A 25,123-nucleotide genomic window follows, 5' to 3' on the forward strand; every position below is an offset into this window, starting at 1 on the left:
GCGCATTTCACACCCGAATCCGTTCGGAAAACCGGCCGCGCGCCGGGCGGCGATCCCTTTTTTCTCCAATTATGGCATCTGCCGACAATATTTTTTCAACATTCGGTACGAAAGTCGGGGCATGTTCCGCGCCAAGTGATATATTGCGCCGCAGCAAATCTCCGCTAATTTTGCTGCGTAGCGAAGCGGGCTTTCGGCCGGTGCAGTCTGCCGCCGCCGGGTAAGGGTTTCGATGTTCTACCAACTCTACGAAATGAATCATGCCGCGCTGCAGCCCGTCCGGGCCTATGCCGACGCGGTCAAGCTGTTCTGCTCGAACCCGCTCAATCCGCTGTCCACCACGCCATGGGGGCGTTCGGTCGCGGCCGCGGCCGAACTGTTCGAGCGCACCACGCGCCGTTATGGCAAGCCGGCCTTCGCGCTGCCGCACACCACGGTCGACGGCAGAGTCGTGGCGGTGGAGGAGAAGGTCGTGTGGTCGCGGCCCTTCTGCAACCTGTTGCATTTCGAGCGCGATCTGCCCGCCGCACGCCGCCCCGACCCCAGGCTGCTGATCGTGGCGCCAATGTCGGGGCACTATGCCACCCTGCTGCGCGGCACGGTGGAAGCGATGCTGCCGCATGCCGATGTCTACATTACCGACTGGGCCGATGCGCGCATGGTGCCGCTCTCGCAAGGCCGGTTCGATCTCGACGACTATGTCGACTACGTCATCGACATGCTGCACGCGCTGGGACCGGACACCCACGTCATGGCGGTGTGCCAGCCTTCGGTGCCGGTGCTGGCGGCCGTGGCGCTGATGGAAGCGCGCGGCGACGCCTTCGCTCCGGCCAGCATGACGCTGATGGGCGGCCCCATCGACACGAGGCGCAACCCCACGGCCGTCAACTTGCTGGCCGGGGAAAAGGGCACCGACTGGTTCCGCGACAATGTCGTCATGCAGGTTCCCTGGCCGGCGCCCGGCTTCGCGCGCGACGTCTATCCCGGCTTCCTGCAGCTCTCCGGCTTCATGGGCATGAATCTCGACCGGCACCTCATCGCCCACAAGGACTTCTTCATGCATCTGGTGAAGAACGACGGCGACGGGGCCGACAAGCACCGCGACTTCTATGACGAATATCTGGCGGTGATGGATCTGACGGCAGAGTTCTATCTCGAGACCGTGGACACCGTCTTCGTGCGCCACCTGCTGCCCACGGGCCGGATGATGCATCGCGGGAACCCTGTCGACCCGGCCGCCATCCGCAATGTGGCGCTGCTGACCGTCGAAGGCGAGAACGACGACATTTCCGGCATCGGCCAGACCCAGGCCGCGCACGACCTGTGCGTGAACATCCCCGACAACATGCGCCAGCACTACATGCAGCCCAAGGTCGGGCACTATGGCGTGTTCAACGGCTCGCGCTTCCGGGCCGAGATCGCGCCGCGCATCCTCGACTTCATGGCCCGCAACGCGTGCCGGCAGCAAACCCGCCCCAAGCCCCGCTTGGTCCGCACAAAGGCCTAGCCGCCGCGCTTCCCGCCGCATCCGGGTGGCCACTGGATGACGCGTGCGGAAGCTGTTGCAGAATCGTCGCGCCGCGCCGGCCTCGTTAACCATCCCCACAAACAGCTGCCGCCGTTAATTGACATCGCTCGCACCCGGCCCTTAACGTTTTGTTAACAATGAAGGGCAGGCGGGGCCGGGGGTATGAACTCCTTTCCAATGGCGTGGCGCACGTTGCGGCGTGCGGCGGTTTTGAGCGGGCTGGTGGTGGGCGGCTGGTGCGGCGGCCACGCCTGGGCTGCGCCCATGGCCACCGGCGGCCTGACCTCGCAGCCCATCGGGCATTACGAATTCTGCAAGGCCAATCCGGACGAATGCAGCATCCGCTCGCGTGACACCGCGCCGGCCGAACTGACCGGCGCGTTGTGGAAACTGCTCGTCTCGCTCAATGTCAGCGTCAACCACGCCATCACGCCGATGAGCGACCTGGAAATCTACGGCAAGGAAGAGGTCTGGGCCTATCCCGACAATGCCGTCGGCGACTGCGAGGACTATGTGCTCGAAAAGCGCCGCATGCTGATGCAAAACGGCGTCTCGCCTTCCAATCTGCTGATCACCGTAGTGCGCAAGTCGGATGGCGAGGGCCATGCCGTGCTGACCGTGCGCACCGACCAGGGCGATTTCATCCTGGACAACCTGACGGATGCCGTGCTGCCGTGGGACGACACCGGCTATCGCTTCCTGAAGCGCCAGGCCAGCAATCACACCGGGCACTGGGTCACCATCCGCGAAGGCCAGGCTCCGCTGGTCGGCTCCGTGCGGTAGCGGGGAGGGCGCGGTCGTCCTCGACCCTCCCGCACGTCGCCAGAGACGGGTTGCCGCCACAGGCAACGGCATGATGCTCCGTCTACGCCGCCCTCCGAACGGCGGTCATGTCAAATTCGGAGGACGTCCGTGTGGTTGTCATGTCAGCCGAACCGACATTCCGCCATCTGCGATCATCGGACTCCCGGTCATGAAGCTGGATCGATCAGAAAGGAGGAACAAGGCTGCCTGCGCAATCTCCTTGGGACTCGCCATCCCCTTCATGGGATGCAAGCTGGCAATGAACTCCAAAGCGGCCGGATTCCCTTCACCGCCGCTTGGCGTGATCGTACCACCCGGCAGTAGCGCATTGACCGTATACCCTCGTGGGCATGGTCCGATGCCAGCGACTGCGTCAAGCCGATCAATCCCGCCTTGGATGCCGCATAGGCTCCCATGCCCGGCATACCACCGTTGCTGAAACCTACAAATGATGAGGTAAAGACGATCGAACCTCGACCGCGCGCCTTCATCGCAGGAATTTGTGCCTTGGCGGCCACGAAGGCGCCGGTCAGATTGACCGAAATTACATCGGTCCAGTTGCCGATGCTCATATCCGGGACAGGCTGCATCTCACCCACGATGCCGACATTGTTGAATGCACCGTTCAACCTGCCGAACTCCTTTATCGCAAGGTCGACAAGAGCATCGGCGTAGCCCTCATCCTTTACGTCGCCGGCCAAAAGCACAGCGCTGCCACCGGCTTGATTGATCGTTTGCGCGAGGGCCTCAAGCTCCCCGAATCGGCGCGCGCCGAGAACCACATTGGCCCCTTCGGACGCGAACAGCCGAGCCGCCGCTGCGCCGATCCCACTGCTCGCGCCGGTGACGATGATAGTCTTGCTTTCCAGTTCCACGACGTGTCTCTCCTGATCATTGCGTCATGGCTGTCTAGCGGCGCGGCAGAGGGCGCGGCCACCCGATTTATGCAACCGGCGGTATGCAGCGTTGAATGGCCAAAGGCAGCTTTGCCCAGGACCTGCGCGGCTACGGCAAATTGCGGTTCGGCCGCTTCCCACCGTCGGCGGCCCTTGCAGGAGGAGAGGCGGGCAAGTCGTCGGGATTGGCGACGCCGGAGATCTCGTCCCCTACGCCGCCTGCACCATGCGCTCGCCGGCCACCCGGTAGGAAATCGCCTCGGCCAGGTGGATGCGGCCAACCGCGTCGCTGCCGTCGAGGTCGGCCAGCGTGCGCGCCACCTTCAGCACCCGGTGATAGGCGCGGGCCGAAAAGCCGAGTTTCTCGCTGGCGTCGCGCAGCAGCGACAGGCCGGCGGCGTCGGGTGCCGCGATCTCCTCGATGAGCGCGGTGGGGCAGTGCGCGTTGGTCTGTCCCGCCGTGGCGCCGATGCGCGTGAACCGCTCCTGCTGCATGGTGCGGGCCATCCCCACCCGCGCCGCCACCGCAGCACTTGCCTCGGCAGCGCCGGGCCTAATCAGGTCGCTGGCCGAAACCGCCGGCACCTCGATGCGCAGGTCGATGCGGTCGAGCAGCGGGCCCGAAATGCGCGCCTGGTAGTCGGCCTGGCAGCGGACCCCTCGCGCGCAGCGATAGCCGGGCTCGCCGGCCATGCCGCAGCGGCACGGGTTCATCGCCGCCACCAGCTGGATGCGGGCCGGATAGGCGACGCGGTGGTTGGCGCGGGCGATCACGCATTCGCCGGTCTCCAACGGCTGGCGCAGCGAATCCAGCACCTGCGGCGTGAATTCGGGCAGTTCGTCGAGGAACAGCACGCCGTTATGCGCCAGCGATACCTCGCCGGGCTTCACCCGCAAGCCGCCGCCGACCATGGCCGCCATGGAGGCCGAATGATGCGGCGCGCGGAAGGGTCGCCGGTCGGTCAGCTTGCCGTCCGCCAGTTCGCCGGCCATCGAGGCGATCATCGACACTTCCAGCAGTTCCTTCGGAGAGAGCGGCGGCAGGATGGAGGGCAAGCGCTGCGCCAGCATGGATTTTCCCGAGCCGGGCGGCCCGACCATCAAGAGGTTGTGGCCGCCGGCTGCCGCCACCTCCAGCGCGCGCCGGGCGCTCTCCTGGCCCTTGACGTCGGCGAGGTCGGGCAGGCCGGTGGCGGCCGCGCGAATGCTTGCCTCCGGCCGCGCCAGCACCTGGGTACCGCGAAAATGGTTGGCGATGGCAATCAGGCTGCGCGGCGCCAGAATGTCGATGTCCGCGCCCGCCCAGGCGGCTTCGGGGCCGGAGGCGGCGGGGCAGATCAGGCCCTTGCCCTCGGCATTGGCCCCCATCGCGGCCGGTAGCGCGCCGGAAACGGCTGCGATGGTTCCGTCGAGCGACAATTCGCCGAGCACGACATAGCCGCCGAGCGCGTCGCCGGGAACCGCGCCAAGTGCTGCCATCAGCCCCAGCGCGATCGGCAGGTCGTAGTGGCTGCCTTCCTTGGGCAGGTCCGCCGGGGCGAGATTGACGGTGACCTTCTTGGGCGGCATCGACAGCCCGGAGGCATGCAGCGCCGCCTGCACCCGCTCGCGGCTTTCGGCCACCGCCTTGTCGGGCAGCCCGACAATGTGCATGCCCATCTTGCCGGGAGCGATCATCACCTGCACGTCGACGGGCACCGCCTCGATGCCCTGGAATGCAACCGTGCGCACGCGCGAAACCATGCCGCCCCCAACGCTGCCGGACTTGCCCCTCCGCATGGTCCCCAGAAGTGGCGGAAGCCGCTTCCCGGGGCGTTCCAGTCATGGCAGCGTCGCGAGCGCATCCGGCCGGCGCCGGCGCTGCAATGCCCGGCTGATCTGTGACGTTGCGTCAGACAACCACAGTTTCAAGGGCAAAGCAAGAACAAGACGGGAACATGCCCGTCGCACGGATTGCAAGTTGGTTGTGACCGGTTGCGCGGGCGGAACATCCGCCCTCCGGCGTCAGCGGCGCTTGTCTTCCACCGCGTCCCAGAACAGCGAGGCGATGTCGGCGCCGCCAAAGCGCTTCACCTCGCGCACGCCGGTGGGCGAGGTCACGTTGATCTCGGTGAGATAGTCGCCGATCACGTCGATGCCGACGAGGATGAAGCCGCGTTGCCTCAGCGAAGGGCCGATGCGGGCGCAGATCTCGCGCTCGCGCTCGGTAAGTTCGGTTTTCTCGGCGCGTCCGCCGACATGCATGTTGGAGCGGGAGTCGTGCTCGGCCGGCACGCGGTTGATGGCGCCCACCGGCTCGCCGTCGATCAGGATGATGCGCTTGTCGCCCTTGCGCACTTCCTTCAGGTAGCGCTGCACGATGAAGGGCTCGCGGAACATCTGCTGGAACATCTCGAGCAGCGCGGCCAGGTTGCGGTCGGCCTCGTGCAGGTGGAAGATGCCGGCGCCGCCATTGCCGTAGAGCGGCTTGACGATGATGTCGCCGTGCTCCTTGCGGAAGGCGTCGACCTCCTCGGGGTCCTTGGTGATCAGCGTCTCCGGCATCAGGTCCGGAAACTCGGTGACGAAGATCTTTTCCGGGCTGTTGCGCACCCAGGCCGGGTCGTTGACCACCAGCGTCCTGGGGTGGATGCGCTCGAGGATGTGCGTGGTGGTGATGTAGTTCATGTCGAAGGGCGGGTCCTGCCGCAGCAGCACCACGTCCATCTCGCTCAGGTCGGTGCGCAGCGGTTCGCCGAGCGTGAAGTGGTTGCCCTTCTCGTCGCGCACCTGCAGTTCCTCGATGCGCGCGAACACCTTGCCGCCGATCATCGACAGCTTGTCGGGCGTGTAGTGATAGAGCCGGTGGCCGCGCCGCTGCGCCTCCAGCGCGAGCGCAAAGGAAGTGTCGCCGGCGATCGAGATCGTGGCGATGTGGTCCATCTGGATGGCGACGTTAAGCGGCATTAGGGTCTCCGGCGGCAAGGCATGAGGGCGCTTTCACCAGCGCATGTATAGGCTGCGGGGCCTTCTGCCAATCCCGCCGCGCGCCGCACGCGGCGAAGAATATGTCGCTCACGCCACCTTGCGGGGCCTCGCCGGCCGCGGCGCATTCCGCGGCACGTCCAGGCGCACGGGCAGCCGTGCGGCGGCCCGCGCCGAGCCCATGCCGAGATAGAACAGCCGCTTCTGCTCGGCGCGCCCGCGCGACACGGAGTCGAGGACCAGCCCGGCCACCGCCATCAGCAGCGATTGCAGCACCAAGGCCACCGAAAGCACCCACGTTGGCAGTCGCGGCACCAGGCCGGTCTCGAAGAACTCGACCAGCACCGGGGCCATCATCACCAGGCCCGCGGCCATGAACAGCGCGGCGAATGCGCCGAAGAAGCGCAAGGGCTGCGTCTCCTTCATCAGCATGGCGAACATCCAGAGGATTTTTGCGCCGTCGCGATAGGTGGAAAGCTTAGAGGTCGAGCCTTCCGGCCGGCGGCCGTAGTCCAGCGCGATTTCGCTCACCGGCAGCTTCAGCTGCGAGGCATGCACCGACATCTCCGTCTCGATCTCGAACCCGCCGGAAACCGCCGGAAAGCTCTTCACGTAACGCCGCGTGAAGGCGCGGTAGCCGGAGAAGATGTCGGTGAAGTCCCGGCCGAACAGCCACTTGTAGAGGCTGTTGAAGATGCGGTTTCCGAAGGCATGGCCCGCGCGCCCGGCATCGTCGGTCACGCCGCGTCTGGTGCCGACCACCATGTCCGAGCCTTCGGTCAGCAGCGTGTTGATGAGCTGCGGCGCGTCTTCGGGCGCATAGGTGCCGTCCCCATCGGCCATCAGGTAGATGTCGGCATCGATGTCGGCGAACATGCGCCGCACCACATTGCCCTTGCCCTGCCGCGGCTCGCGCACCACGATCGCGCCGGCCGCGCGCGCCAGCAGGGCCGTCAGGTCGCGCGAATTGTTGTCGTAGACATAGATCGCAGCGGCCGGCAGCGTCTCGCGAAAGCGGGTCACCACGTCGCCGATCGTCTTTTCCTCGTTGTAGCAGGGCAGCAGCACTGCGATGGTCAGGTCATCCGGCAGGCTATTTGGCATCGCTGTCTCCGAAGTCCGGTACTCAGCACAGTGACCGATCTCCCTCGGTCTGGCTTTACTATTTATTGAAGCCGTTAAGGCTAGGTTTAAGCAGCCGTTTCACTTGTGGGCGAAGCAATGGATGTTGAAAGGCGCTTGAGTATTTCGGGCCGCGCGCGCGCCGTGCTGCTTGTCTTGGCGGCCACCTTCATCGTCCTTGCGGTCCATGCCGTCACCGGCTTCAAGACGCTGTCCGATCTGGGCGGCGACAACGACAGCCTGCTGCGCCTCGTCCAGATCCGCGACCTGCTCGCCGGGCAGGGCTGGTTCGACCCCCATCAGTACAGGATGGGGCCGGAAGGCGGCTTTGCCATGCACTGGTCGCGGCTCGTCGATGCCCCCGTCGCGGCAATCATGCTTGCCATGTCGGCGCTGGGCCTGGCGCCGGCGGGCGCCGAAACAGTGGCGCAGGTCGTCTGGCCGACCCTTCTCCTGGCGCTCACGCTGTTCTTCATCCTGCGCATGGCGCGGCTGTTCGGCGGCGAGAAGGCGGTGCTGCCCGCGGCAGTGCTGGGCGGCTCGGCGCTGTACTTCCTCGGTATTTTCGCGCCGGCAGCGCTCGACCATCACAATGTCCAGCTGCTGCTGGCCTGCGCCTGCCTGTATCTTCTCCTTCGGGCGAGACAAGAACGGGCCGCCGCGCTGCCGGCGGGCGTCTGCGCGGCGCTCATGCTGGCGGTCGGCATGGAAACCGCACCTGTCGTCGCGGCTGTCGGTACATGCGTGGCGGCGCTGTTTCTTTTCGCCCCCGCGCACGAAAGGCTGGTTGCGAGGAATTTCGGCCTCGGCTTTGCGGCAGCCTCGACGGCGGTGTTCTTCGCCACCATCGCGCCCTCCGCCTGGGCGCAGGCGCAGTGCGATGCGTTCTCGGTGGTTCAGTTTGTGCTTGCCGCGCTCTCCGGCCTGGGGCTGGCGCTGGTGACCACGATCCCCGCCGCCGCCGGCACGTTCGGCCGCCGTTTGCTTGCGCTCGGCCTGGTCGGCTTTTTGGTGGCGCTGGCCGCGGTGCTGGCCTTTCCGCAATGCCTGGCTTCGCCCTATGCCGGGCTCGACCCGCGGCTGACGAGCCTCTGGCTCGACCATGTCTCCGAGGCGCGGTCCCTGTTTGCGCTGGCTTCGGAAGATCCTGCCGTGCTGGCCGCGCGCTATGCCACGCCGCTCCTGGCGCTTGCGCTCATGGCGATGCGCCTGCGGGCAGGGGGCTGGCGCCGGGAAGACAGCCTCGTCGGCGCGGTGCTGGCCGTCTCCTTCCTGGTCAGCATCTGGCAGGTGCGCGGCTCCACCTTTTCAATTTCCCTGGCCGTGGTTCCGCTGTCAGCGTGGATCGCGGGATGGCGCGCGCGCGCCGAGGCGAGTTCCTCGCCGGGCGTATCGCTGCGGATGGTTGCGGTGTGGCTTTTGTCGATCAATGCGAGCTGGACCGGCGCGGCCGCTGCCGCATCCGTGGCGGTGGAAGGCAACCGCACTGCAGACGCGGATGCCGCGTCGGCGTCCCGCTGCACGCGCGCCAGCGACTACGCCCTGCTGGCCACGCAGCCGGCCACGATGGTGCTTGCCATTTCCAACCTCGGCTCGCCGATCCTGGCCTATAGCGGGCACCACGTGTTCTCAGGGCCCTATCATCGCAACGTCGCCGGCAACCTGCTTGCGCTCGATGCGCTGATGGGAACGCCCGCCGAGGCGGAGCGGATTGTCGAACGTCACCATGTCGGTCTTGTCGCCCTGTGCCGGGGCAATTCCGAAAGCCGGCTGCTTTCCGAACAGGCGCCGGTCAGCCTGCTGGCCGGCGTGATGGAGGGCGCAGTGCCGGGCTGGCTCGAATTGCTGCCCGAAAGCGCCGGCCAGCCGCTTGAAATCTACCGCGTGCGGCCCGATCATTGAGGGCCCCGAACCGTGCTCCGGTTCTGGCTGGCGCTCGGGGTTCTTTGCCGGCGAATGGAGATACCTTTCCTAAACGGTTTTCTGCAACTGTCGGCGCAATAGGCAGGGGACTCTGAAATAATAATGCAGCCGCCATTCAATATCAGCCGGTCTACCAGGGGAGGCAGCGAGCTTGCCTTCACCGATCCGCTCACCGGCCTGGGCAATCACAGGCGTTTCATCGACAAGGTCGATCGCCTGATCAGCGACCGCGCCGACGATCCGGCGCCGTTTGCGGTCGGCATCCTCGATCTCGACGGCTTCAAGCCGATCAACGACCTGTTCGGCCACAGGGCCGGCGACGACATTCTGGTCCAGGTGGGCATGCGGCTGCGCGCTGCCATGGAGGGGCAGGCCACCGTCGCCCGCATCGGCGCCGACGAATTCGCCTTCCTCTACCCGATGGTGTTTTCGGAAGAAGCGGCGACCGAAAAGGCCAAGATGCTGATCGAAATCCTGTCGGCGCCCTACGATGTCGGCGAAAGAACCGCCCGGCTTTCGGCCTCGGTCGGCTGCTCGCTGTTCTATTCCGGCGACGAGACCACCGAAATCCTGCTCAACAAGGCGGAAACCGCGCTCTACCAGGCCAAGCGGTCAGGCCGCGGCCGCGTCGTGGTCTACACGCGCGAGATGGAGGAAGCGGCCAAGCGCGTGACCCGCATCGAGCAGGCGTTGCGGCGCGCGGTCTCGGCCGGCGAGGTGGAGCCGCATTTCCAGCCCATCGTCGACCTGAAGACCCGACGCACCGTCGGTTTCGAGACGCTGGCGCGCTGGACCGACCCGGACCTCGGCTTCGTGCCGCCGGCCGTCTTCATTCCCATCGCCGAAGAGCGCGGCATCATCGGCCCGCTGTCGCAGCTTTTGCTGCGCAAGGCCACCGAGGCCGCCCGCAGCTGGCCCAAGGACCTGTTCCTGTCCTTCAACCTTTCGCCCTCGCAGCTCGTCGACCAGAACACCGGCCTGCACATACTGGCCATCCTCGAGCGCACCGGCTTCGACCCGCGTCGGCTGGAGATCGAGATCACCGAAACCGGCCTGATGACCGATCCGGTCTCGGCCGAAAAGATCGTCAGCGACCTGCGCCGCTGCGGCATCCGGGTGGCGCTCGACGATTTCGGCACCGGCCAGTCTTCGCTCGGGCGGCTGCGCGAATTCCAGTTCGACAAGCTCAAGATCGATCGCGCCTTCGTCTCGTCCATCCTGGAGGACCGGCCGTCGGAGCACATCATCCGGGCAATTCTCGCCATGTGCGAGGGGCTGGGCATGGATGTGGTTGCCGAAGGCATCGAGGAGGAAGCGCAGGCCGACCGCCTGGTCGAGTTCGGCTGCCTGGGCGGCCAGGGCTATCTGTTCGGCAAGCCGGCCGACGCCGATGCCACGCTCGGCTATCTGCGCGACGCGTTTCGCGGCGCAAGACGGGTAGGAGCGGTGTAGGCCAAGGAGCCGTCGGCGGGCCTGCCGGCCCGTCCGCCGCGCTTTCCGTGCGCGGGAACATCGAGGGAAGGGAATGCATGATGCCGTCAGCCAGATTTCCTGACCTTGAGGGCGCGTCGGTGCTCATCACCGGCGGCGGCTCCGGCATCGGTGCCGCCCTGGTCGAAGGCTTTGCGCTGCAGGGCGCGAAGGTCGCCTTCATCGACATTGCCGAGGCGGCGAGCGCGGCACTGTGCGACCGTGTCGAAGACAGCGCCGGGTCGCGGCCGCTTTTCCTGAAAACGGACCTGCGCGACATCGAGGCGCTGCGCGGGGCGGTGCAGCATGCGGCCGCCGCGCATGGCCCGGTCTCCGTGCTGGTCAACAATGCCGCGCTGGACGACCGCCACGCGCTGGAGGACGTCACGCCCGACTATTGGGATAACAACCAGTCCATCAACCTGCGTCCGCACTTCTTCACCGCCCAGGCGGTCGCGGAGGGCATGAAGGCGGCCGGGCGCGGGTCGATCATCAATTTCACCTCCACCTCCTTCCTGATCAACCACCCGGACATGCCGTCCTACACCGCCGCAAAAGCCGGCATCGTCGGCCTCACCAAGGGGCTTGCCGGCCATCTCGGGCCGCACGGCATCCGTGTCAACGCAATCGCGCCGGGCTGGGTCATCACCGAGCGGCAGCGCGAGCTCTGGGCTACCGAGGCTTCGCTTGCCGCCCATGTCTCGCGCCAGTGCATCCGCGAGGTCATGCAGCCGCAGGACATGGTGGGCCCATGCCTGTTCCTGGCGTCCGATGCTGCCCGCATGCTGACGGCGCAGACGCTCATCGTCGATGGCGGCTTCCTGTGACGCCGCGCCGTCTCAAGCGCGCAGCGTGCGCAAGCAAGCATTCGCGCCTATGATGTGCCTTTCGGGGAGAAACCGATGATCGAAGAAAGCGGCGTCTCGGTCCTTTCGGATCACGTTTGCCATCTCGGCGAGGGGCCGACCTACGACCCCGACACCGACACGCTGTTCTGGTTCGACATCCTCGGCCGCAAGCTGCTCGAGAAGCAGCTCGGAGGCGGCGCCACCATCGTGCGCGAACTGCCCGAGATCATGAGCGCGCTGGCCGTGATCAATGAGGGGCATCAGCTGCTGGTCGGCGAAAGCGGCCTCAGCATCCGCGATGTGCGCACCGGCGCGATCACCTCCTATCTGCCCATCGAGGCCGACAATCCGGTGACGCGATCCAACGACGCCCGCGTGCATCCCTGCGGCGCGTTCTGGATCGGCACCATGGGCAAGAAGGCCGAGCCCGGCGCCGGCGCGATCTACTGGTTCTTCAAGGGCGAGGTGCGCAAGCTGGTGGGAAACGTCTCCATCCCCAACTCGATCTGCTTCTCGCCCGACGGCACCGCCGCCTTCTACACCGACACAAAGGAGAACGTGCTGTTCCGCCTCGCCTGCGACCCGGAAACCGGCCTGCCGACGGGTGAGAAGCAGGTGTTCTTCGACCATCACGGCGACGAGGGCGGCCTCGACGGCTCGGTGGTCGATGCTGACGGCGTGTTGTGGAATGCCCGCTGGGGCGCGGGCTGCATCGACGCCTATTCGCCCGAGGGCCGCCGCATCCGCAGCGTTGCGGTGCCCGCGCGCCAGCCCTCCTGCCCGGCATTCATCGGCGGGGGCGCCGACCGCCTGGCCGTCACCAGCGCATGGGAAGGCATGGACGAGGCCGCCCGCAGCGCCGATCCGCTGGCCGGCCAGACTTTCCTGCTCGACCAGCAGGTCAAGGGCAGGTTCGAGCCGCGCGTGCTGATCTGATCGAGACGAGCCCAAATACGGACAGCCCGCAACGGCAGGGGTGTGCGCCATTCTGCATGGTGTCTGACCGGAGGGAGAGTAGCACCGTCAGCTTTCGCGGCTGAGGCAGATCGCGGTGTGGCCCGAGCCGATGAAGCCCAGGCTCTGGGCGGCGGCCTTGGACACGTCCAGCACGCGGCCGCGGATGAAGGGGCCGCGATCGTTGATGCGCACCACGACGCTGCGGCCGTTGTCCTTGTTGGTGACGCGCACCTTGGTGCCGAAGGGCAGGCTGCGGTGGGCGGCAGTCATCGCCGACGGGTTCATCCGTTCGCCGGAAGCGGTCTTTGAGTTGAGAGCATACCAGGAGGCGCGTCCGCACTGGGCAGAGGCGGTTGCGGTGGAGGCGGCCATCAAAAGGCCAGCCAGCAGCGTTACCGCGGGGATCGCGGTCTGGATCTTCTTCATCGTTTCGATAAGGCTCCGTTAATCGGTTGCCCATGCGGTTAAGAGCCAAATGGGGCGCCAATTGCGGCGAACAACTGGCGGTTCCGTGGCAGTCGGACAACTTTGGAGTCTCTTGGAAACAGTTTGTCAGGCGCCTGCGCGGATTTGCTCCAGTGCGTAAGACTACCGGTTAACTTGCGGTTAATCTTTCGATTTATGCAGATATGCTTGGGAGGTAGCGGCCAGGCGTTTGGCGGAGCCGAGCTGCCGCCGCGCAATGATGTGCCGCAGACGGGCGGTTCCGGGTCGCGCGGATTGTGGCGGACGGCTCAATTCCGGCCGCGCCCGAAAGACCCGGCCGGAAAAGAAAGCTCTCTTATGAAAGCGCCTCTGCTTCCCGCCTCGTGGCCTGCCGCGCCACGGCCCAGCCCAGCAGCGCGGCGCATAGAAGCACAAGCGAGGCGATCAGGAACGCCGCACCCGGATAGGGCAGCCACGATCCCTCCTTCACCGTGAAGGAATAGACCGCGCCGAAGAACAGTGGCGAGACCACGCCGGCAACGCTGGCCACGCTCATATTGGCGCCCTGCAACTGGCCCTGCTCGGATTCGGAGACGCGCTGCGTCATCAGCGATTGCAGCGTGGGCATGGCAAGCCCCCACAGCGCGTTGGGGAACATGGCGAGCGTGAACAGCAGGCTCGTCGGCGCCAGCCCCATCCAGGCAATGCCGAGGGCGCCGCCGAACAGCCCGAACACCATGGTGGCGCGGTCGCCGAAGCGTTTTGCCATCGGTCCCACCAGCAGGCCCTGCACGAGCATATCCAGCACGCCCACCATCGCAAGCAGCACGCCCACTTCCCAGGCATGCCAGTTGAAGCGATAGGCGGCATAGAGCACGAACACGGCCGAGAAGACGTGGTGTGCGAAGTGCAGCAGGAAGTTCACGACTGCCAGGCCGGCCAGTTCGGTGTGCGAGCGCAAGAGCATCATCGCGCCGAACGGGTTGGCGCGCTTCCACGAGAACGTCATGCGCTTTTCCGGCGCCAGCGATTCCGGCAGGATGACAAGCCCGTAGAGGAAGGCCAGCCCGCTCATCGCCGCCGCCACCCAGAACGGCGCGCGCGGCGAAATCTCGCCCAGCACCCCGCCCAGCAGCGGCCCGGCCACGAAGCCGGCGCTGAAGGCAGCACCGATCAGCCCGTAGCCGCGCGCGCGGTGCTCGGGCGCGGTGATGTCGGCCATATAGGCAAAGACGGTGGTGAAGCTCGACGAGGTGATGCCGGCGACGATGCGGCCCAGCGCCAGCCACCACAGGTTCGGCGCTACGGCCATCAGCACATAGTCGGCGGCCAGGCCTGCCGTGGAAAGCAAGATCACGGGGCGGCGTCCGTGCTGGTCGGACAGCGAGCCGATCACCGGCGATGCCACGAACTGCATGCCCGCCCACAACGCCACGAACACGCCGTTGATCCAGCCAGCCTCGGCATTCGAACCGGTAAATTCAACGATCAGCGACGGCAGCACCGGAATGATGATGCCCATCGCCACGATGTCCAGAACCGCGGTCACGAGAATGAAGGCGATGGCCGCCTTGCGGCGGGAGCCGGATATGATGGACATGGCGGTTGCTCTTTGCGAAGGGAGCGGACTTATACCGGCAGTTCTGCCCAACGCAATCCTAAGGTGAAAAGTATCCTGACAATCGCCCGGCAGGATTGCTTGCCTCTGGCCCAGTCATTTTCCGGCCGCGCCCGGTTTGAACGGCCTCGCCTTCGTTGCTAACTAGAGCCCAGGTCGCAATCATTGCGGAAAGACTGGCGGCAGGCCGCCGTCTTCACGAACGCCGTTGCAAAGGAGAGCTTCATGCTGCGCAAGACCGATTTCTTCATCGACGGACGCTGGACCGCGCCGGTCACGCCCAGGGAGCTCGAGGTCATCAACCCGGCCGACGAGCAGCCCTTCGCCGTCATCTCGCTGGGCTCGGCCGCCGATGTCGACAAGGCCGTTGCCGCCGCGCGCAAGGCCTTCGAAAGCTGGAGCCTTACCAGCCGCGAGGAGCGCCTCGAATATCTCGAAAAGCTGCTCGCCGCCTACAAGAAGCGCCTGCCCGACATGTCGCAGGCCATCTCCACCGAGATGGGCGCGCCGATCAAGCTCGCCACGGAATCGCAGGCTTCCGTGGGTGCCTATCACATCAAGAACTTCATCCGCGCGCTGAAGGAATTCGAGTTCGAGCACCAGCTCAGCGACATCGCCCCCAACGACCGCATCGTGCACGAGCCGATCGGCGTCTGCGGCCTGATCACGCCGTGGAACTGGCCGATGAACCAGGTGACGCTGAAGGTCGTGCCCGCGCTTGCGGCCGGCTGCACCGTGGTGCTGAAGCCGTCCGAGATCGCGCCGATGTCGTCCATCGTGTTTGCCGAGATAATGGAGGAGGCCGGCTTCCCGGCCGGCGTGTTCAATATGGTCAATGGCGATGGCCCGACCGTCGGCGAGGCGATGTCGCGTCACCCCGGCATCGACATGATGTCGTTCACCGGCTCGACCCGCGCCGGCATCGCCGTCACCAAGGCGGCGGCCGAGACGGTTAAGCGCGTGACGCTTGAACTGGGCGGCAAGTCGCCCAATATCGTCTTTGCCGACACCGACGTGACGGCTGCCGTGAAGCGCGGCGTGGCGCACTGCTTCGAAAACACCGGCCAGTCCTGCAATGCGCCCACGCGCATGCTGGTCCAGCGCTCAATCTACGACCAGGCGGTCGAGGTGGCCCGCGAAGCCGCCGAAGAAACCCGCGTCGGTAACCCCTCTGAAGACGGCGACCATATAGGCCCGGTCATCTCGGCCCTCCAGTTCGACAAGATCCAGGGCCTGATCGAGGCCGGCATCAAGGAAGGCGCGCGCCTCGTCGCCGGCGGTACCGGCCGTCCGGAAGGGTTCAACCGCGGCTATTTTGTGCGTCCGACGGTCTTTGCCGATGTGTCGAACGACATGCGCATCGCGCAGGAGGAAGTGTTCGGGCCCGTACTGGCGATGATCCCCTTCGACACCGAGGAAGAGGCGATCGCGATTGCCAACGACACGCCCTACGGCCTGTCGGGCTACATCCAGACCGGCAGCCAGGAACGCGCCCACCGCGTGGCGCGCCGCCTGCGCTCTGGCATGGTGCAGCTCAACGGCTCGTCGCGCGGCCCGGGAAGCCCCTTCGGCGGCTACAAGCAGTCGGGCCTCGGCCGCGAGGGCGGCAAATGGGGCCTCGAAGATTTTCTCGAGGTCAAGTCCATATCCGGCTGGAACACCGGGGCCTGAGCTAGATCGTCGGACGGCGCATAACCCTGCAGCGGGCGCCAAACCCTGCAGATTATCGTGACGATACCCAACCCCCGTCGTCCTCGGGCCGGAGCACGAGCGCAGCGAAGTGCGGAGGTTCCGGGGACCCATGCCTCGGATTCTCAACCGGCAGGCCAGTGCAGGGGACAGGCCAAGCTGGATGCAAGCATCAGCGCTTTGCCTGTCCTTGCCAACGCCGCCCAGCTCACGCCCCCGCGCCGGCCAGATAGTCATCGATGATCTCGCGCATGCGCCGCGCATCAAAACTCGGCCCATGCCCGCCATGGCCGATGCGGATCGGCAGCGTCTTCAGCCGCTCCATGGTGTGCCGATAGACTGCCTTGTCCGATCCCGGCATGTCGTCCAGCAGCCTGTCGTCATAGATGGCGTCGCCGCCGAAGAAGACGCCGTTCTTCTCATCAAACAGGCCGATGCCGTCGGGCGAGTGGCCGGGCAGTTCCAGCACGGTGAAGCGGCGGTCGCCGAGGTCGATCACGTCGCCCTCGCCAAGAATGCGCGTCAGCGGCGCGGGCGTCAGCCGGTAGTCGGCAGGCGTCCAGCCGGGCGAGGGCAGCCTGCTCACCGGCCGCTCGATCTCGCGATACTCTTCCGCGAAGGTCAGTTCGTCGGGCATGGTGGCGAAGGCTTCGGCCGACTCGCGCGGCCCCAGCCGGTGCTCGAACTCATGGAGCCCGCCGACATGGTCGAGGTGGATATGCGTGGCGAGCGCCAGCACCGGCTTGCCAGGCGTCAGGTCGAGCACGGGCCGCAGCGGCCTCAGCCCCATGCCGGTGTCCACCAGGAGGTCCGCCTCCGCTCCGCGCACCAGCCAGATATTGGCGCTGAAAAAGGGATCGACATAGGGCTCGGTCACCAGCGTGATCTGCTGGTCGATGGGTGTCTTCACGAACCAGTCGTCTGTCATCGGCCGTCCTTCCCAGCCGCGTTGTTTTTTTGGAGCACGATCTTGTCCGAAAAGTCTGCAACTTTTCGGGATCATGCTCTAAGCGGCTGCTTCCTTCTGCGCCTCGGCCAACGCCGCCTTCAGCGCGTCGGCACCGGCGGCCACCGTCTCGGCCCGCGGCGAGAAGCCGGCACCCAGCATCTTGCGGCCGAGCATGTGGTCGGCCGGCCGGTTGACGGATTCGATCGCGATCAGCCGGGTGCCGAAATAGTGGTAAACGGAAAACTTGTTGTCGGCCACGTCGCCCACCACCACGGTGCTGTCGCTCGCGCCGGCCAGCCCCACCATCTGCAGCTTCATGTCGCCGATGTCCGACCAGAACCACGGCACGCTGTCGTAGTGGCCGTCATGGCCCATTATGGTACGCGCGGCGAGCCTGGCGTGGTCGGTGGCGTTCTGCACCGATTCCAGCCGCACGTCGGTGCCGGAAAACAGGTGGCGATAGTTGGCGACGTCGCCGATGGCGAGGATCTCGGGCTGCGAGCTGCGCAGCTGGCCGTCCACCCGCACGCCGTTCGAAAGCGTCAGGCCGGCGGCCTGCGCCAACTCGACATTCGGCACCACGCCGATGCCGACGATGACCATCTGCGCCGGCAGCCTTTCGCCGTGGGAATTGAGGGCGGCCGAGACATGGCCATTGACGCCTTCGAGCCTTTCGATCGTGGTCTGGGTCAAGACCCGGATGCCCATGGCTTCGAGCCGCTGGCGCACATGCGCCGAGATGGCAGGCGCCACCGCGCGGCCAAGCAGGCGGTCCTGCGCCTCCACCACCGTCACGTTGGGGCCGCCGAGCCGCAGCGTCGCCGCGATTTCCAGCCCGATGAAGCCACCGCCGAGGATCACCACATCCTCGATCGCCCCGCTCAGCTCGCGGATGGCGCGTGCATCGGCCACCGAGCGCAGCGACAGCACGCCAGCCAGCTCCGCGCCGGCAAGCTTCAGTTCGCGCGGGCGCGAGCCAGTGGCCAGGATCGCGGCGTCGAAGGGCAGCGTTGCCCCGCCGGCCAGCTCCAGCCGCCGCGCCGAAAGGTCGATGCGCTCCACCGAGGCGCCGAGCCTCAGGTCGATGTGGTTGTTGGTATAGAAGATTTCGGCGCGCAGCATCTGCGGCTGCGCGGCCGGGTCCTTGATGAAGGTCTTGGACAGCGGCGGCTTGTGATAGGGCAGCTCGTTCTCGTCGCCGACGAGCGTCACCGGCCCGTCATAGCCTTCTTCGCGCAGGCTGGCCGCAGCCTGCACCCCGGCATGACCCGCACCGATAATGACAACGCCGTTCTTCATGGGATTTTGGCCTTGCTTCTTCGAAGCCACAATAGGTTTCCGCGCGGCGGGCAAGTCGTCTCGTTCCGACAGCGCGCATCCCTTTTGGGTCGCACCTGGGACAGGCCGGTGTCAAGCGTGAGCCGCGGGCGGTCGAGCCTGCCGCAGGGGCACCGGATTGCCGGCAAAAAGCCATAAACTTGACATCGTTAGTTTAGAATAGTTCTAAACTATTGATTTATATAGCTTTTAACGGGGATTTTTGTTGACTCCACGTCCCGCTATGGCTTTATGGCAGCGTGCCTGAAGGGCGCACACCTTTGATGTCTGGGCCTTGAACCCGTTCGATTGGAGGAATTTGGTGTCTGGTTTTTTCGAGCCGCGCTCGCACGCGGCCCATATGCAGCAGATAGCGGGCCGAGCGGAGGCCTGCTGATGTCGCTGCGAATTCAAGATTTTAACGGTCACGACGACTGCGGTTTCGGGGACGCTCCCGCAGCCTGCGCGGCGCGTGCCAGCATTCATTGAGGAGAGGGCGGATGAAGGTTTCAACGATGGCGGCGCGCGGCAGGCGCCTGGCGGCAATCACGGCGATAGCGGCGCTCACGGCGGCGGTCTTCGTCCTGCCGGCCCGGGCGGAGACCGATGCCAAGGCGGTGATCGCCACCTATTCCGATATCGCGCTAGCCAAGTATGAGGACTCGCTCGTCACCGCGAAGAAGCTCGACGAGGCCGTGTCGGCGCTGATCGCCAAGCCGTCGGTGGAAACGCTGGAAGCCGCCCGCACCGCCTGGAAGGCCGCGCGCATCCCCTACCAGCAGACCGAGGTCTACCGCTTCGGCAACGCGATCGTGGACGACTGGGAAGGCCGCGTGAACGCCTGGCCGCTGGACGAGGGGCTGATCGATTATGTCGACGCCGGCTACGGCACCGAGTCCGACGAGAATACGCTCTACACGGCCAACGTGATCGCCAACAAGTCGATCGAAATCAACGGCCAGAAGGTCGACGCCTCCGAACTGACTCCGGAATTTTTGTCCGGCACGCTGCAGGAGGCCGGCGGCATCGAGGCCAACGTCGCCACCGGCTACCATGCCATCGAGTTCCTGCTCTGGGGCCAGGACCTGAACGGCACCGGCCCCGGCGCCGGCAACCGCCCTCACACCGACTACGACACTGCCAACTGCACCGGCGGCAATTGCGACCGCCGCGCGCAGTATCTCGCCTCGGCCTCGAAGCTGCTGGTCAGCGACCTGGAAGAGATGGTCGCCAACTGGGGCCCCGAGGGCGCGGCCCGCAAGGCTCTGGCCGATGGCGACGAGAAGGCGGGGTTGTCGGCGATCCTCACCGGCATGGGCTCGCTGTCCTATGGCGAGATGGCCGGCCAGCGGATGAAGCTCGGCCTTCTGCTGCACGATCCGGAGGAGGAGCATGACTGCTTCTCCGACAACACCCATATCTCGCATCTCTATGACGCGATCGGCATCCGCAACGCCTATCTCGGCAGCTACACCCGCATCGACGGCTCGGTCGTCGCCGGCGCGTCGCTGTCGGAGCTGGTCAAGGCCGTCGATCCGGTCGTCGACACGGAGCTGAAGGGCAAGTTCGACGCCACCGTCGCTGCCATGGAGGTGATCGCCCAGCGCGCCGAGAACGGCGAGGCCTACGACCAGCTGATCGGCGAGGGCAATGTCGAGGGCAACGCCGCCGTGCAGGCCGGCATCGACGCCCTGGTCGACCAGACCAAGTCGATCGAGCGCGCGGTCGCGGCGCTCAAGCTCGACAACATCGCCTTCGAGGGCTCCGACAGCCTCGATGCGCCGGACACGGTGTTCAAATAGGCCGGCGTCGGCCGGACAGTTAAAAGTCAAACGGCGCTTCCGGGCGCCGCCAGTCACCAAGGCAAGACATGCTTGTATGCCACTGTAACCTGATAACGGAAAAGGAGATCGAGGAGGCGATCATCGATCTGCTCGAGGCCGATCCCTGGCAGCTCATCGTGCCGGCGAAGGTCTATCACTCGCTGCAGAAGCGTGGACGTTGTTGCGGCTGCTTTCCAAATGTGGTGGAAACGATCATCCGGGTCACCGAGCACTATCACCTGCGCTCGGACGCGAGCGAGGTGGACATCGTTTCACACATGGATCGCGTAAGGGAACTGCGCGTCCAGTATGGGAGCAGAAACCATGAAAGGCGAAACGCAGGTCATCGAGCGGCTTAACGAAGCACTGTTTCTGGAACTCGGCGCGGTCAACCAATATTGGCTCCATTACCGGCTGCTGGAAGACTGGGGCTACGACAAGCTGGCCAAGAGGGAGCGTGAGGAATCCATCGACGAGATGAACCACGCCGACAAGATCATCCAGCGCATCATCTTTCTCGAAGGGCACCCCAACCTGCAGACGGTGGCGCCGCTGCGCATCGGCGAGAATGTCAAGGAAGTGCTTGAGGCCGACCTCGCCGGTGAATATGACGCGAGGACATCCTACAAGAAGTCGCGCGAGATCTGCGAGCAGCTTGGCGACTACGTGACCATGAAACTGTTCGAAGAGCTGCTGAAGGACGAGGAGGAGCATATCGACTTCCTCGAAACCCAGATCGATCTGTTCGCGCAGATCGGCAAGGAAAAATATGGATTGCTCAACGCCGCCTCGGGAGACGAAGCGAACTAGCCATTCCAACAGGCGGCGCGCCGACACCCAGGCGCGCCGCGTCCTCTCCCTCAAGCATATCAGGGGCGGCCTGCTTGCGGGCCTGGTCGCCTCGCTCGTCGCGGCAACGGCCAGCGCCGGCGAGGGCGAGCCGGCAGGCCTTGCCACCTCGCGCAGCGATCTCAGCCAAAAGGACCTCGCCCGGGTCACCGCCATCACCAGGCCGACCAGCGATTTTTCCAGGCCGGAGCAATTCGAGCTGATGCAGGGCGGGGCCGGCACCTCGCGCAAGCAGGTCAACCGCGATTCCTTCTCGCAGTCCTCGGCCAACCTCACCTTTGAGGAAGAGGGCACCTTCAAGGTGGGCAACGGCTTCTTCACCAAGCTGTGGGTCTCGGCGCCGTCGTCCACGCAGGCTTCCGACGGGCTCGGGCCGCTGTTCAACGCGCGGGCCTGCCAGAGCTGCCACCTGAAGGACGGCCGTGGCCACCCGCCGGAAGGCAATCCCGACGCCACCTCCATGTTCCTGCGCCTTGCCCGCCAGGCCGAGACGGCGGAGGAAAAGGCAGCACTGGCCGACAGGCAGGTGCTCAACTTCACGAGGCCGCCTGGAACGCGCCGGACGGCTTTGCCAAGACATGGGCGACACCGGGCGAGGGCAATGCCCTGTACCGCAACGGCAACGAGGCGCTGAGCGCGCTGTTCAAGGTCTTCGTCAACGGGCTGGAGCTGGACCGCGACGTGCGGCTGGGCGGCTTCCTCGGCAAGACGGAAGCCGAGGACAAGCCGAAGCAGGCGCTGTTCTGGCGCTCGGGCAAGACCGCCGACACGCTCGCCGGCAACATGGCCGGCATGAAGGCGCTGTTTACGGCCTCCGGCCTTGGCGAACCGCTGGGCCCTGACGAGCGCTGGATCGCCGGCTCCATCGGCTTCGAGTTCGGCAACGCCATCGGTGCCGCCGAAGCGGCGAGGGGGCCGCTGGCCGAAGTGCTGGCCGATCCCGCGCGGCGCGGCAAGCTTGCCTATTTCGGCATCGTCAGCTCCAGCCTCGGCGAACTCTTCGGCATCCGCCTTGCCGACGCGCTCGGCCTCAGCGCCGGCTTCTCCTCGCTCGACGGGGATTGATCGTGCGTGCGCCGCTGGTCGACCGCCGCGATTTCCTCAAGGCCGCGGGTGCTGTCTTCTTCGCCGCGCTCACGCCGCAGGCGCGGGCGGCGACACTCGCCACGGATGCCGTCTTCGCCACCGCCTATCAGAAGCGCGACGGCACCTTCGGCGCGGCTGTGCTGTCGGAAGCCGGCAAGGTTCTGCATCTCGTTTCGTTGCCGGATCGCGGCCACGACGTGACCTTCGATCCGGTCTCGGGTCAGTCGGTTGTTTTCGCACGTCAGCCCGGCACCTTCTTCGTCGTCTTCGACCACGCCGGCCGCCGCGAACCGCAGACGGTGAACAGCATCGCCGGCCGGCACTTCTTCGGCCATGGCGTGTTCTCGCAGGACGGCGCGCTGCTCTACGTCACCGAGAACGACTATGACAATGCCGCCGGCGTGGTCGGCATCTACGACGCGCGCGACGGCTTCCGCCGGCTGGGCGAGTTCCCCACCTATGGCGTCGGCCCGCACGAGCTCCTGCTGCTTTCCGACGGCCGCACTTTGGCGGTCGCCAATGGCGGCATCGAGACCCATCCCGATTTCGGCCGCACGGAACTCAACCTGCCTACCATGAAGCCGTCGCTGGTCTTCGTCGACCGCGTCTCGGGCGACCTGCTGGAAAGCCATGAGCTGCCGCCGGCGCTGCACCAGCTCTCCATCCGCCACATGGACGCCGACGCTTCCGGCACGGTCTGGTTCGGCTGCCAGCACAGGGGCCCGGCGACGGAAAAGCCGCTTCTGGTGGGCAGCGCCCGGCGCGGCAAGGAGTTGCAGCTGCTCGACATGCCGGAAGACGTGCTCTCTGGTTTCCGCAACTATATCGGCTCGGTCGCGGCCAACCGCGACGCCGGCGCGGTCGCGGTGTCGTCGCCAGAGGGCAATGTCTTCGCCGTCATCGAGGCGGCCAGCGGCAAGGTCGTCGCCAGGCGTGACGTGCAGGAAGTCTGTGGCCTTGCGCCCGACCATGCCGGCTTCCGCGCCACCACCGGCACCGGCGAGATTCTCGGCCCCGACGGCGGCGACGTGCGTGAGCCCGACTATGTCTGGGACAACCACATGCTCAGGATCGGCTGAAAGCCGCTTGGCGGCTAGAACCGCCCCACATCGGCAAAAGCTATCGCCTTGCGAATGATGGCCACGAAACGCTCGCCGGCGATTTCCTTCTCGCCGCTGTTGTCGATGGTCGAGACACCCGGTCCCGAAAGCTCCACGGCGCTGGCGCGCGCCAGCCGGGCCAGCACCTCCTGGCGCGTTTCGCGCCCGCGCGCCGAAAGCCGCTCGGCGAGGATTTCCCGCCGCGCGGTGATCTCCACCACGGCGACATTCTCGTAACGCGCCCGCAGCGCGGGGATCGCGCCGCGCGAGGCGTTGGCAATCGCCACGCGGCCGTCCGCGATGCTTTCATCCACGCTGGCGGGGATGCCATATCGCAGCCCATGCGCTTCCCAGGACAGCGCGAAGGCACCTTCCGCCTCGGCCTCGATGAAGGCCGCCTCGGTCAGCGTGTCATGGTCTTCGGTCGCGCCGTCGGACGGACGGGTGATCACACGGCGCACGAACTCGACGCTGTCCTCGCCCGCGAAGCGCTCGCGCGCATAGGCCATGATCGTGTCCTTGCCGGCGCCGCTCGGGCCGACAACGGCGATGAACACGCCGCTGCGGACGGGAAAGGCCGAACTTGCCTGCTCGCGTTCGATGAGGCCCGAGACCGTCATGCCACGCGGCGCCCCTCGCGCCACACGGCGCGCACCACCGGCACATGCTCGTCCACCCGCACCCGCACCATGTCGGCGCGGCGGCCGGCCTCGATCGCGCCGCGGTCGGTCAGGCCAACGGCCTCGGCCGGGGTCTTCGACACCATGGCCACGGCCTGCGGCAGCGAGATGGCGTCCACCGCTTCGCCGAGGAAGAAGGCCGACTGGATCAGGCTGAACGGGATGTAGTCGGACGACAGGATGTCGAGCAGGCCGTTCTCGGCCAGTTCGCGCGCCGAGATATTGCCCGAATGCGAGCCGCCGCGCACCACGTTGGGCGCGCCCATCAGCACGCCCAAGCCCGCTTGCTTGGAAGCGCGCGCTGCCTCCATCGTGGTCGGGAACTCGGCCACGCGGATGCCCTGGGCAATGGCCTCTTCGACATGCGCAGAGGTGGCGTCGTCGTGGCTGGCCAGAACGATGCCGCGCTCGTGGCAGGCGGCGGCGATCGCGGCGCGGTTGGGCGCGGCGTTCTCGGCCGACTGCGCCATGCGCTTTTCGCAATAGGCCTGGAACTGCTCTTGCGACATCTTCATCTTGCCCATGTAGTAGACGGCATAGGCTTCGAGGCTGGCGAACTGGCGCTGGCCCGGCGCATGGTCCATCAGCGAGGCGAGCTTCACCCGCTCATCGCCCGCGAGAAGCTCGAAGCTCTCGCGGCAGTCTGGCGCCGAAACCTCGCAGCGCAGGTGGATGAAGTGGTCGGCGCGCAGGCGGTCGTTGCGCAAGCTGTCCTCGATGGCGTCGGCCAGCTTTCGCATGTCGGCGACGGTCATTCCCGCGTCGATATCCCCGACCCGCAGCGCGTCGAACACGGTGGTGATGCCGGAGGTGGCCACCTGCGCGTCATGCGCCAGCACCGCGGCGATCGGGTTCCAGCGCACCTTGGGCCGCGGCGAATAGTGCCCTTCGAGGTGGTCGGTGTGCAGTTCCACCAGGCCGGGGATCAGGAAGTCGCCCTCCAGGTCCTCGCCCGCGCGGGTCGCGCCGCTGGAAACATCGGCAATCTTGCCATCGCGGATCAGCACCGAGCCGTCGACGATCTCGTCGGCAAGCACGATGCGGGCATTGGTGAGTGTCGTTTCGGTCGTCATG

At 66.1% G+C, this 25,123-nt stretch carries 20 protein-coding genes and 3 pseudogenes; 13 read left to right on the top strand and 10 right to left on the bottom strand.

From position 1 onward, the window contains the following. The first annotated feature begins 232 nt into the window (after positions 1-232). Together ABLE86_RS10095 and ABLE86_RS10100 are read left to right on the top strand one after the other, a co-directional pair. Positions 233-1,507 carry a polyhydroxyalkanoate depolymerase gene (locus ABLE86_RS10095; RefSeq protein WP_348778820.1) on the top strand — a complete coding sequence of 425 codons (1,275 nt, stop codon included), beginning with the start codon at positions 233-235 and terminating at the stop codon, positions 1,505-1,507. A 183-nt stretch (positions 1,508-1,690) separates the two neighbouring features. Further along, positions 1,691-2,311, top strand: a complete 621-nt coding sequence (locus tag ABLE86_RS10100; protein WP_348778821.1) for a transglutaminase-like cysteine peptidase — start codon at positions 1,691-1,693, stop codon at positions 2,309-2,311. Positions 2,312-2,449: 138 nt separating this feature from the next. On the opposite strand, the pseudogene ABLE86_RS10105 reads toward ABLE86_RS10100, so the two are convergent. The 4 genes and pseudogenes from ABLE86_RS10105 to ABLE86_RS10120 form a co-directional block, all read right to left on the bottom strand. Next, a pseudogene (locus ABLE86_RS10105) lies at positions 2,450-3,207 on the bottom strand (SDR family oxidoreductase). A gap of 231 nt (positions 3,208-3,438) precedes the next feature. After that, positions 3,439-4,971 (bottom strand): YifB family Mg chelatase-like AAA ATPase, encoded by a 1,533-nt coding sequence (locus ABLE86_RS10110; RefSeq protein WP_348778822.1) that lies wholly within the window; start codon positions 4,969-4,971, stop codon positions 3,439-3,441. A gap of 261 nt (positions 4,972-5,232) precedes the next feature. Beyond that, positions 5,233-6,174: a glutathione synthase gene (gene gshB / locus ABLE86_RS10115; protein ID WP_348778823.1), complete on the bottom strand. Its 942-nt coding sequence runs from the start codon at positions 6,172-6,174 to the stop codon at positions 5,233-5,235. Positions 6,175-6,282: 108 nt separating this feature from the next. Further along, positions 6,283-7,296 carry a glycosyltransferase gene (locus tag ABLE86_RS10120; protein ID WP_348778824.1) on the bottom strand — a complete coding sequence of 338 codons (1,014 nt, stop codon included), beginning with the start codon at positions 7,294-7,296 and terminating at the stop codon, positions 6,283-6,285. Positions 7,297-7,431: 135 nt separating this feature from the next. Between ABLE86_RS10120 and ABLE86_RS10125 the strand changes: the two genes are divergently transcribed. The 4 genes from ABLE86_RS10125 to ABLE86_RS10140 all read left to right on the top strand — a co-directional run bounded on the left by ABLE86_RS10125 (position 7,432) and on the right by ABLE86_RS10140 (position 12,491). Next, a complete protein-coding gene (locus ABLE86_RS10125; protein ID WP_348778825.1) occupies positions 7,432-9,216 on the top strand; it encodes a GtrA family protein in 1,785 nt (594 codons plus the stop codon). A gap of 123 nt (positions 9,217-9,339) precedes the next feature. Then, positions 9,340-10,689, top strand: coding sequence for an EAL domain-containing protein (locus ABLE86_RS10130; protein WP_348778826.1), 1,350 nt, complete (start codon positions 9,340-9,342; stop codon positions 10,687-10,689). Positions 10,690-10,766: 77 nt separating this feature from the next. Further along, positions 10,767-11,534, top strand: a complete 768-nt coding sequence (locus tag ABLE86_RS10135; RefSeq protein WP_348778827.1) for an SDR family oxidoreductase — start codon at positions 10,767-10,769, stop codon at positions 11,532-11,534. Between the two features lie 78 nt (positions 11,535-11,612). Continuing rightward, positions 11,613-12,491 (top strand): SMP-30/gluconolactonase/LRE family protein, encoded by an 879-nt coding sequence (locus ABLE86_RS10140; protein ID WP_348779207.1) that lies wholly within the window; start codon positions 11,613-11,615, stop codon positions 12,489-12,491. An 87-nt stretch (positions 12,492-12,578) separates the two neighbouring features. Here the strand turns inward: ABLE86_RS10140 and ABLE86_RS10145 are convergent, their stop codons facing one another. Together ABLE86_RS10145 and ABLE86_RS10150 are read right to left on the bottom strand one after the other, a co-directional pair. Then, positions 12,579-12,938, bottom strand: a complete 360-nt coding sequence (locus ABLE86_RS10145) for a septal ring lytic transglycosylase RlpA family protein (RefSeq protein WP_348778828.1) — start codon at positions 12,936-12,938, stop codon at positions 12,579-12,581. 355 nt (positions 12,939-13,293) lie between these two features. Continuing rightward, entirely contained in the window at positions 13,294-14,538 is a 1,245-nt protein-coding gene (locus ABLE86_RS10150) for a TCR/Tet family MFS transporter (RefSeq protein ID WP_348778829.1), read from the bottom strand. A gap of 243 nt (positions 14,539-14,781) precedes the next feature. Between ABLE86_RS10150 and ABLE86_RS10155 the strand changes: the two genes are divergently transcribed. Further along, on the top strand, positions 14,782-16,227 hold the full coding sequence (locus ABLE86_RS10155) for an aldehyde dehydrogenase family protein (protein WP_348778830.1): 1,446 nt from the start codon (positions 14,782-14,784) through the stop codon (positions 16,225-16,227). Between the two features lie 226 nt (positions 16,228-16,453). Here ABLE86_RS10155 and ABLE86_RS10160 read toward each other — a convergent pair whose 3' ends face one another. Continuing rightward, entirely contained in the window at positions 16,454-17,173 is a 720-nt protein-coding gene (locus ABLE86_RS10160; RefSeq protein ID WP_348778831.1) for an MBL fold metallo-hydrolase, read from the bottom strand. 78 nt (positions 17,174-17,251) lie between these two features. Further along, complete coding sequence (locus ABLE86_RS10165; RefSeq protein ID WP_348778832.1) at positions 17,252-18,493, bottom strand: FAD-dependent oxidoreductase; 1,242 nt, start codon at positions 18,491-18,493, stop codon at positions 17,252-17,254. Positions 18,494-19,026: 533 nt separating this feature from the next. Between ABLE86_RS10165 and ABLE86_RS10170 the strand changes: the two genes are divergently transcribed. The 6 genes and pseudogenes from ABLE86_RS10170 to ABLE86_RS10195 all read left to right on the top strand — a co-directional run bounded on the left by ABLE86_RS10170 (position 19,027) and on the right by ABLE86_RS10195 (position 23,348). Next, positions 19,027-20,313 carry an imelysin family protein gene (locus ABLE86_RS10170; protein WP_348779208.1) on the top strand — a complete coding sequence of 429 codons (1,287 nt, stop codon included), beginning with the start codon at positions 19,027-19,029 and terminating at the stop codon, positions 20,311-20,313. Between the two features lie 68 nt (positions 20,314-20,381). Next, positions 20,382-20,693 (top strand): (2Fe-2S)-binding protein, encoded by a 312-nt coding sequence (locus tag ABLE86_RS10175; RefSeq protein ID WP_348778833.1) that lies wholly within the window; start codon positions 20,382-20,384, stop codon positions 20,691-20,693. Then, positions 20,659-21,144 (top strand): bacterioferritin, encoded by a 486-nt coding sequence (gene bfr / locus ABLE86_RS10180; RefSeq protein ID WP_348778834.1) that lies wholly within the window; start codon positions 20,659-20,661, stop codon positions 21,142-21,144. The genes ABLE86_RS10175 and bfr overlap by 35 nt, the downstream gene beginning before the upstream one ends. Before the next feature lie 82 nt (positions 21,145-21,226). After that, positions 21,227-21,721 (top strand): annotated as a pseudogene (locus ABLE86_RS10185) (di-heme oxidoredictase family protein); the annotation flags it as partial. Positions 21,722-21,774: 53 nt separating this feature from the next. Next, positions 21,775-22,248 (top strand): annotated as a pseudogene (locus ABLE86_RS10190) (peptidase M75, Imelysin); the annotation flags it as partial. A gap of 2 nt (positions 22,249-22,250) precedes the next feature. Further along, positions 22,251-23,348 (top strand): DUF1513 domain-containing protein, encoded by a 1,098-nt coding sequence (locus ABLE86_RS10195; protein WP_348778835.1) that lies wholly within the window; start codon positions 22,251-22,253, stop codon positions 23,346-23,348. A 14-nt stretch (positions 23,349-23,362) separates the two neighbouring features. Here the strand turns inward: ABLE86_RS10195 and phnN are convergent, their stop codons facing one another. Both phnN and ABLE86_RS10205 read right to left on the bottom strand, forming a co-directional pair. Continuing rightward, positions 23,363-23,989 carry a phosphonate metabolism protein/1,5-bisphosphokinase (PRPP-forming) PhnN gene (gene phnN, locus ABLE86_RS10200; RefSeq protein ID WP_348778836.1) on the bottom strand — a complete coding sequence of 209 codons (627 nt, stop codon included), beginning with the start codon at positions 23,987-23,989 and terminating at the stop codon, positions 23,363-23,365. Then, positions 23,986-25,122, bottom strand: a complete 1,137-nt coding sequence (locus ABLE86_RS10205; protein WP_348778837.1) for an alpha-D-ribose 1-methylphosphonate 5-triphosphate diphosphatase — start codon at positions 25,120-25,122, stop codon at positions 23,986-23,988. The genes phnN and ABLE86_RS10205 overlap by 4 nt, the downstream gene beginning before the upstream one ends. Position 25,123: the final 1 nt, after the last annotated feature.

The sequence above is a fragment of the Mesorhizobium sp. KR2-14 genome (assembly GCF_040049255.1).
GTDB lineage: Bacteria > Pseudomonadota > Alphaproteobacteria > Rhizobiales > Rhizobiaceae > Pseudaminobacter.

Bases quoted from the DNA above. Each gene is read 5' to 3' on its own strand.
- ABLE86_RS10175 (WP_348778833.1), top strand. From the start codon at position 20,382: ATGCTTGTATGCCACTGTAACCTGATAACGGAAAAGGAGATCGAGGAG.
- ABLE86_RS10170 (WP_348779208.1), top strand. From the start codon at position 19,027: ATGGCGGCGCGCGGCAGGCGCCTGGCGGCAATCACGGCGATAGCGGCG.
- ABLE86_RS10130 (WP_348778826.1), top strand. From the start codon at position 9,340: ATGCAGCCGCCATTCAATATCAGCCGGTCTACCAGGGGAGGCAGCGAG.
- ABLE86_RS10095 (WP_348778820.1), top strand. From the start codon at position 233: ATGTTCTACCAACTCTACGAAATGAATCATGCCGCGCTGCAGCCCGTC.
- ABLE86_RS10155 (WP_348778830.1), top strand. From the start codon at position 14,782: ATGCTGCGCAAGACCGATTTCTTCATCGACGGACGCTGGACCGCGCCG.
- ABLE86_RS10205 (WP_348778837.1), bottom strand. From the start codon at position 25,122: ATGACGACCGAAACGACACTCACCAATGCCCGCATCGTGCTTGCCGAC.
- bfr (WP_348778834.1), top strand. From the start codon at position 20,659: ATGAAAGGCGAAACGCAGGTCATCGAGCGGCTTAACGAAGCACTGTTT.
- ABLE86_RS10145 (WP_348778828.1), bottom strand. From the start codon at position 12,938: ATGAAGAAGATCCAGACCGCGATCCCCGCGGTAACGCTGCTGGCTGGC.
- ABLE86_RS10160 (WP_348778831.1), bottom strand. From the start codon at position 17,173: ATGACAGACGACTGGTTCGTGAAGACACCCATCGACCAGCAGATCACG.
- ABLE86_RS10135 (WP_348778827.1), top strand. From the start codon at position 10,767: ATGATGCCGTCAGCCAGATTTCCTGACCTTGAGGGCGCGTCGGTGCTC.
- ABLE86_RS10110 (WP_348778822.1), bottom strand. From the start codon at position 4,971: ATGGTTTCGCGCGTGCGCACGGTTGCATTCCAGGGCATCGAGGCGGTG.
- gshB (WP_348778823.1), bottom strand. From the start codon at position 6,174: ATGCCGCTTAACGTCGCCATCCAGATGGACCACATCGCCACGATCTCG.
- ABLE86_RS10165 (WP_348778832.1), bottom strand. From the start codon at position 18,493: ATGAAGAACGGCGTTGTCATTATCGGTGCGGGTCATGCCGGGGTGCAG.
- ABLE86_RS10100 (WP_348778821.1), top strand. From the start codon at position 1,691: ATGAACTCCTTTCCAATGGCGTGGCGCACGTTGCGGCGTGCGGCGGTT.
- ABLE86_RS10150 (WP_348778829.1), bottom strand. From the start codon at position 14,538: ATGTCCATCATATCCGGCTCCCGCCGCAAGGCGGCCATCGCCTTCATT.
- ABLE86_RS10120 (WP_348778824.1), bottom strand. From the start codon at position 7,296: ATGCCAAATAGCCTGCCGGATGACCTGACCATCGCAGTGCTGCTGCCC.
- phnN (WP_348778836.1), bottom strand. From the start codon at position 23,989: ATGACGGTCTCGGGCCTCATCGAACGCGAGCAGGCAAGTTCGGCCTTT.